The organism is Propioniciclava sp., assembly GCF_036744435.1.
Classification (GTDB): Bacteria; Actinomycetota; Actinomycetes; order Propionibacteriales; family Propionibacteriaceae; genus Propioniciclava.
Map to the genome: position 1 here is coordinate 20,746 of NZ_DAIOIA010000026.1, position 7,789 is coordinate 28,534.

The 7,789-nt window shown below is 71.2% G+C and carries 4 protein-coding genes; 3 read left to right on the plus strand and 1 reads right to left on the minus strand.

The features are described from left to right. The first annotated feature begins 157 nt into the window (after positions 1-157). The 3 genes from V7E09_RS05265 to V7E09_RS05275 all read left to right on the plus strand — a co-directional run bounded on the left by V7E09_RS05265 (position 158) and on the right by V7E09_RS05275 (position 4,457). Positions 158-2,887 (plus strand): MFS transporter, encoded by a 2,730-nt coding sequence (locus V7E09_RS05265; protein WP_324523115.1) that lies wholly within the window; start codon positions 158-160, stop codon positions 2,885-2,887. 28 nt (positions 2,888-2,915) lie between these two features. Further along, a complete protein-coding gene (locus tag V7E09_RS05270) occupies positions 2,916-3,533 on the plus strand; it encodes a TetR/AcrR family transcriptional regulator (protein ID WP_324509903.1) in 618 nt (205 codons plus the stop codon). 114 nt (positions 3,534-3,647) lie between these two features. Next, on the plus strand, positions 3,648-4,457 hold the full coding sequence (locus V7E09_RS05275) for a nucleotidyltransferase domain-containing protein (RefSeq protein ID WP_324509905.1): 810 nt from the start codon (positions 3,648-3,650) through the stop codon (positions 4,455-4,457). Positions 4,458-4,578: 121 nt separating this feature from the next. Here V7E09_RS05275 and V7E09_RS05280 read toward each other — a convergent pair. Next, on the minus strand, positions 4,579-7,789 hold a 3,211-nt coding region (locus V7E09_RS05280; protein WP_324523116.1), incomplete at its 5' end, for a bifunctional proline dehydrogenase/L-glutamate gamma-semialdehyde dehydrogenase.

Consider the following 7,789-nt stretch of genomic DNA (forward strand, 5'->3'; position numbering starts at 1 on the left):
AAAGTACGAATCCGAACGGTGTAATCCGGCGATCGACGGCAGCCGCGTCCTGGGGCCGCACCAGCGCCCACGGAAAGATATTTGCAGTCCTGCAAACTTGCAGTACTGTTGCGAAGCACCAGGCGTTCGGCGGGTGCGCAGCACGCAGGGAGTACGCATGACAGCAGTCGCCACCCAGGCCGGTTCGGGAGTTGAATCGGACGGGGAACGTTCGGCGGCCTCGGCCCCGTTGATGGATCACCGGCAGATCATGCTGGTCATCTACGGGCTGATGGCCGCGATGTTCCTCAGTTCCATGGAGCAGACCGTGTTCGGCACGGCCATCCGCACCATCGGCGACGACCTCCACGGCCTCGACCAGCAGGCGTGGGTCACCACCGCCTACCTGATCACCTCGACGGTCACCACCCCGCTGTACGGCAAGCTGTCCGACCTGTTCGGACGCCGTCCGCTCATCATCCTCAGCATCTCGATCTTCATCGCCGGGTCGGTGCTGTCCAGCTTCTCCACGTCCATGCTGATGCTCGCCGGGTTCCGCGCGGTGCAGGGCATCGGCGCGGGCGGCCTGATGTCGCTCCCGCTGGCGATCATGGGCGACATCCTCGCCCCGCGCGAGCGCGCCAAGTACCAGGGGTTCTTCCTCGCGATCTTCGGCGTCGCCGCGGTCGTCGGACCGCTGGTCGGCGGCGTGTTCGCGAGCGCCCCCAGCATCCTCGGCATCGACGGCTGGCGGTGGGTGTTCCTGATCAACATCCCGATCGGAGCCCTCGCCCTGGGCGCCGTCATGGCGTTCCTCCACATCCCCCACTTCGCCCAGGGGCGCGCCCGGATCGACTGGTGGGGCGCCACGCTGGCAACCACCTCGCTCGTGCCGCTGCTGCTGGTCGCCGAGCAGGGCCGCGAATGGGGTTGGACGTCCCCGCTGTCGCTGGCCTGCTACGGCGTCGGCGCCGCCTCCCTGGTCGGGTTCATCCTCGTCGAGCGGGCGCTGGGGCCGGACGCGATCCTGCCGCTGCGGCTGTTCAACCAGAAGTTCTCCCTGGCCGTCGTGCTGAGCGTCCTGGTGGGGTTCGGCATGTTCGGCGCCATGATGACGATCCCGCTGTACCTGCAGATCGTGCTCGGCTTCAACCCGACGCAGTCCGGTTTCGGGAGCCTGCCGATGATGCTCGGCGTCATGATCGCGTCGGTCGTCACCGGTCAGGTGGTGGCCCGCACCGGCAAGTACGGGGTCTTCCCCATTTCCGGATCGGCGACGACCGCGGCCGGGTTCGGCATCCTCACCTTCATGACGCCGGAGCGCGGCTATCCGTTCCTGGCGCTCGCCATGGCCGTCATCGGGTTGGGGCTCGGCCAGCTCATGCAGACGCTGACCTTGGCCGCACAAGCGGCGACTCCCGCCCAGGACATGGGGGTGGCGTCCAGTTCGGCGACGTTCTTCCGGCAGATCGGCGGGACGCTCGGCACCGCGATCATGCTGTCGATGCTGTTCGGCTCCCTGCCCGGCAACGTGACGCTGGCCATGTCGGACGTCGACAAGGCGACCGTGACCTTGGATGCGGCCCTCGATCCCGCCGTCGCCAGCGCCCCGCAGAACCAGGGCGTCATGGACGCCATGTGGACGCCGATCACCGACAAAATCAAGTCCGAGGTCGACACCAAGATGGCCGATGCCACCCAGCAGGTGAAGGACCAGGTGGACGCCAAGGTGCGCGAGGAGGTCTCCAAGGCCGCCCACGAGGCCGCCGCCACGGGCGCGGGCCAGCTCGCCGACGGCGCCGGACAGCTCACCTCCGGCCTGGGGAAGCTCAGCACCGGGACGGGCGCGTTCGTCGACGGCGTCGGCCAGATCGGGACGGGGGCCTCCGGGCTCGCCACGGGTACCTCGAAGCTCGCCTCGGCGTCCGGCCAGCTCGCCGACGGCGCCGGGCAGCTCAGCTCCGGGCTGAAGAAGCTCAGTGGCGCCACCCAGACGGCGGCGGGCACCGCCAAGGACGCCACGACCGAGTTCGCCACGCTGCAGCAGGCGATGACGACCCTGGCCACCGACCAGAAGACGTGTGCCGCCGACACGGCCGCCGCCGGCGAGGGCGCCGCAACTCCCGCGGCCTGCGCTCAGCTGACGTCGGACCAAAGCGCGGTCAGCGCGGCGATGAAGGCGCTGGGCACCAGCGTCTACACCACGAGCGGCTACCTGAACGGCTCGGGCGAGCAGACGGGGATCGCGTCCGGGATGACGCAGCTCAGCGGCGGCGCCGATCAACTCGCCGCGGGCACCACCCAGGTGAGCGCGGGCATGGGGCAGGTCGCCGACGGGGCGGGCAAGCTCGCCACCGGCGCCACCACGGCCGCCGAGAAGGGCAGCGCGCTGACCACGGGCGTCGAGGGGGCGGCCTCCGGCAGCGCCAAGCTCGGAGAGGGTGCCACGCAGCTCTCCCAGGTGGAGCAGACCATCAACGACAAGGTCGCCGAACTGATCCCCGAGGCCGAGCAGAAGGCCCTGGAGACGGTCGCCAGCGAGCAACACCTGAGCGTCCGTGACGGCCAACTCGCCGTTGACTACGCTGACCCCGTACAGCGGCGCGCCATCGTCGACCAGTTGGTGCCGACGCTGATCGATCAGGTCAAGAACGGCACCAGTGACACGCAGATGAACGTGAGCACGAGCGATACCTCGTTCCTCAACGGGGCGGACGCCCGGCTGACGGCCCCGTTCATGACCGGGTTCAACACCTCGGTGGTGACGATCTACTGGGTGGGCTTCGGCGTCATGCTGGCGGCGTTCGCGATCACCTTGTTCTACCGGGTGCCGCCGCTGCGCACGCGGTCGGCGCTGGAGGAGAAGAACGAGCTGGCGCTGGCCGAACAGGAGGGCGCGGAGGTATGAGCGCCTCAAGTAAGGAAGGGATGAGGGCATGAGTGGGGAGTCGCTCCGCGAGCGCAAGAAGCGAGCAACCCGCAACGCGATCCACGAGGTCGCGCTGCGGTTGATCGGCGAGCGCGGGGCGGCCGGGGTGACCGTGGAGGAGATCTGCGAGGAGGTCGGCGTCGCGCCGCGCACCTTCTTCAACTACTACCCCACCAAGCTGGACGCGGCCTTCGACATGCCCCAGACCGAGCTCGCCCCCGAGCGCGCCCAGGCGTTCCTGGACGCCGACGGCGACCTGCTCACCGACGCCCTCGCCCTGGTGGCGTCCAGCACCGAGTTGCCGGGCGACTTCCTGCGCATCAAGGAACTGCTACATGACCACCCGGACCTGGCGTTCAACTTCTGGAAGCAGCTCATCGGACGCCTCAAGCCGGTGCACGCCCTGATGCGCCAACGCACCGGCGACCCGGCCACCACCCGGCTCACGTTCGGGCTGATGGTGCTGGCCGCCCTGAGTTCGATGGTGCGTCCCGGCGACCACGCCGACCCCGACGGCTCCCTGGATCGGCTCCTGGCCGAAGTCGCCGCGATGCAGGAACTGCTGGGCGGCATCGACCTCCCCGGGCCACCACCTTCTGAGGGCCGGTCGCGCGACGAAGCCTGACGCCGCCGCGGGGTCCCCGGGCCGGTGATCCCCGAGACGACGGGATGGCGCCCTCGGGGCTCCGCGACGCAGCGCCGTGTCGAGGCCGGATCAAGACGCCCCTAAGCTGCGGGGGTGGTGTGGTTGCGCAGTGTCGACGCGTCCATGGACGCGGCCGTCGTGGCGGCGATCGACGACCGGCTCGGCGGGGTCGCGGCCGAGCACGGCGTCCGGATTCCGTGGGCGATCGAGTCCGGGTCGCGCGCGTGGGGGTTCCCCTCTCCCGACAGCGACTACGACTGCCGGTTCTTCTACGTCCGCAGCGCGGAGGACTACCTGTCGCCGTGGCGCCCGCGCGACGTGATCGAGACGCCCCTGGACGCCGTCTTCGACGTGAACGGCTGGGACCTCATCAAGGCCGTCCGGCTGGCCGTCCGCGGCAATGCGACCGTCGGCGAATGGCTGCGGTCCCCGCTGGTCTACGGCGGCGACAAGGCGTTCCGGGATGAACTCCTCGCCCTGGTGGACGCCGTCACCACCCGCCCCCGGCTCCGGCGGCATTACCTCTACCTCGGACGGCGCCAGCGCGCCCTGGCCGGGCTGGAGGGTGAGCAGGTGCGCCTCAAGCGGCTGTTCTACGCGGTGCGTCCCGCCGCCGCCCTGCACTGGCTCGACACCCACCCGCACGGCACCCCGCCCATGCGGCTGCAGGAACTCCTGGCAGAGATCGACGTCCCGCCCACGCTGCGCGCCACCGTGGCCGACCTGGTCGCGGTGAAGTCGGTCACCCGGGAACTCGGGCAGGGCACGGTTCCGCGCGGCATCGCCGACTACGTCGCCGCCCACCTGGATCAGCCGGTCCCCGTCGACGTCCCGCTCGCGCCGGACGCCCACGCGCGCGCCACCGACACCTTCCGCTCACTGGTGGCCCGCTTCGCCCCGTAGACGTACGGCACCGCGTGCCTACGCATAACGGCCACGAGAACCCTGCCCACCCGTGCCGGGATGAAGTCCAGCGTTCCGCGGGCGCGCGTGTTCAGGACACGCGCCCGTAACACCCGCCTCCTCAGATGAGCGCATCGGTGAGGTGGTTGGGGGTCCCGAAGCGGTGCGCGGTGATCGAGACGGCCTGCTCGCGCAGGAACGGCAGGATCTCCAGGCGTCCGGACTCGGTGACCTCGCCCGCGTAGACGGCCAGGTCGGGGCGTCCCTGGGTCGCCTCAGCCACCGTGGTCGCCGACCCGCCGATCAGGCGGACCCTTCCGGCGCCGTGGCGCACCACCCGGGCACCCCAGGCGGCCTCGTCCTCGACGACGACCTCCTGCGCACAGCCGCGGAGGGCGGCCTCCACCGCGGGCGGCAGGTCACGACCCGACGACGCGACGATCGCGGTGTCTGTCAGCGCGCCCGCTGCGACGACGCGCACCAGGTCGGCGACCGGGGCCGCGGCGTCCAGGCGCACCAGGACCGGCCGGTCCAGCGGCAGGTAGCGAAACACGTTGCGTTCGACCGGAAGCTGGGACACGTCCTCGGCGACGCCGAACTGCAGCCGCCACGCCTCACCGTCGCTGCGGGCCGCCCGCTCGACGCGCGCCGCCTCCTGCTGCGTCAGATCCTTCCGTGCCGCCGCGACCAGCGCGCTGACGGCCGGGGTGGTCACGGCGGTCGAGGCCGTCGCCTCCCGGCTGCGCCACGAACCCAGGCCGACGAGGTAGTTGGGTCCGCCGGCCTTGGCTCCCGCACCCACCGCGGACCGCTTCCAGCCGCCGAAAGGCTGCCGCTGCACGATCGCCCCGGTGATCCCCCGGTTGACGTACAGGTTGCCCGCGGCGATCGTGCCCAGCCACTCCCCGATCTCGGCGGCGTCCAGCGAATGCAGCCCTGAGGTCAGGCCGTAGTCGACGTCGTTGACGAGCGCGATGGCCTCGGTGAGCGTCGCCGCCGTCATGATCCCGAGGATCGGGCCAAAGTACTCGGTGCGGTGGTAGGCCGACCCGCGCTGGACGCCGCCGCGTACGCCGGGGCTCCACAGCCGTCCGCTGTCGTCGAGGGCGCGCGGCTCGATCAGCCACCGCTCCCCCGCCCCCAGCGTCGTCAGGCCGTCCCGCAGCTTGCCGGACGCCGGTTCGATGATCGGACCCATCTGGGTCGCCGCCTCGGTCGGATACCCGACGGTCAGCGAGGACACCGCGTCCAGCAATTGGGTGCGGAACCGCCGCGAGGTCGCCACGGAGCCGACCAGCACCACCAGGGAGGCCGCCGAGCACTTCTGACCCGCATGCCCGAAAGCGGACGCCACCACGTCTTTGACGGCCAGATCCAGGTCGGCGGACGGCGTGACGATGATCGCGTTCTTGCCGCTGGTCTCCGCGAGCAGCGGCAGGTCGGTCCGGAAGGAGCGGAACAGCTCCGCCGTCTCGAAGGCGCCGGTCAGGATCACCCGGTCCAGGCGCGGATCGCCGACCAGGGTCGCGCCCAGTTCGTCCTCGCCCACCTGGATCAGCCGCAGCACCTCGCGTGGCACCCCGGCCTCCCACAGGCATTCGGCGATCACCGCGCCGCACCGCTCGGTGAGGGCGGCAGGCTTCAGCAGGACGGCCGACCCGGCGGCGAGCGCCGCGAGCGCCCCTCCGGCGGGGATCGCGACCGGGAAGTTCCACGGCGGCGTCACCAGTGCCAGCGCCGAGGGCACGAACGTCGCCCCGTCGACGGAGTCGAGCCGCAGCGCCTGTTCGGCGTAGTAGTGCGCGAAGTCGATGGCTTCGGACACCTCAGGGTCGGCCTGGTCGATCGTCTTGCCCGCCTCGGAGGCCATCACCTCCAGGAAGTCGGCCCGACGGCTCTCCAGAACCTCGCCCGCCCGGTGCAGGATCGCGGCGCGTTCTTCGGCGGGACGCGTCCCCCAGGCCTGGCCTGCGGAGCGCGCATCCTCCAACACGGCGTCGAGCGCGTCCGGCGTCGCCAGCCGCGCGGCGGCGATGGTGTCGACGCCCAGCCGGGAGTCCCGGGCCCGCGCCAGCGCCGCGGCGGCGGCGTCCCGGTTGGCGGCCACCGACGGGTCCGTGTCCGGGGTGTTGCGGAACGCGCCGAGCCCGCTCGGCGGGACGGCGGCATACCGGTCGGCCACCTTGTGCGTCGGGGGCACCAGCCCGTCGAGACCGGCGACGGCCGCCCGGAACCGGCCGACCTCCCGGGCGAACAGTTCCTCGTTGGCGGCCAGTTCGAAGACGGCCGACATGAAGTTCTCGCTGGAGGCTCCCTCCTCCAGCCGTCGGATCAGGTAGGCGATGGCCACGTCGAACTCCGCGGGGGCGACGACGGGGGTGTACAGCAGCAGCCCGCCGACCTCGCGGCGCACCGCCTCTGCTTGGCCCTGCGCCATCCCCAGCAGCATCTCGTACTCGATGCCCGACCGGACGCCGCGGCGTCCAGCCAGCAGCCACGAGTAGGCGACATCGAACAGGTTGTGCCCGGCGACGCCGACCCGGACGTTCGCGATCCGGTCCGGATGCAGTGCGTACTCCAACACCCGCTTGTAGTTGGTGTCGGACTCCCGTTTGGTGCCCCAGGTGGCCAGCGGCCAGCCGTGGAGGGACGCCTCGACCTGCTCCATCGGCAGGTTCGCCCCTTTCACGACCCGGACCTTGATCGCCGCTCCGCCCCGCGCCCGCCGCGCCGCGCTCCACTCCTGCAGCCGGATCATCGCCGCCAGGGCGTCCGGCAGGTAGGCCTGCAGCACGATCCCCGCCTCCAGATCGAGGAACTCGGGCCGGTCGAGGATCCGGGTGAAGACCGCGATGGTGAGGTCGAGGTCCTTGTACTCCTCCATGTCGAGGTTGATGAACTTGGGCCTCGGGAAGGATGCGGCGCGCTCGAACAGCGGCGTCAACTGCTCCACGATGTCGTCGACGGCGGCGTCGAACGCCCACGGGTTGTGCGGGGCCACCGTCGAGGACACCTTGATCGACACGTACTCGACGTCGTCGCGGGCCAGCAGCCGGTGCGTCCCGTCCAGCCGGCGCTTCGCCTCGGCGCGGCCGAGCACCGCCTCCCCGAGCAGGTTCATGTTCAGCCGGACGCCGTCGGTGCGGATCTTCGCGATCGCCGGGCCGAGCCGGGCGTCCGTGGCGTCGATGATGAGGTGGCTGACCATGTCGCGCAGGACGCGGCGGGCGGTGGGGACGACGATCCCGGGCAGCACCGGCGCGACCGCGCCGCCGAGGGCGACGGCCGCGCGCAGCGGCGCGGGCAGGAAGCCCGGCACCTGCGGCGCCAGT

Excerpts from the sequence above, each read along its gene's own strand:
- V7E09_RS05265 (WP_324523115.1), top strand. The coding sequence starts at position 158 with ATGACAGCAGTCGCCACCCAGGCCGGTTCGGGAGTTGAATCGGACGGG.
- V7E09_RS05270 (WP_324509903.1), top strand. The coding sequence starts at position 2,916 with ATGAGTGGGGAGTCGCTCCGCGAGCGCAAGAAGCGAGCAACCCGCAAC.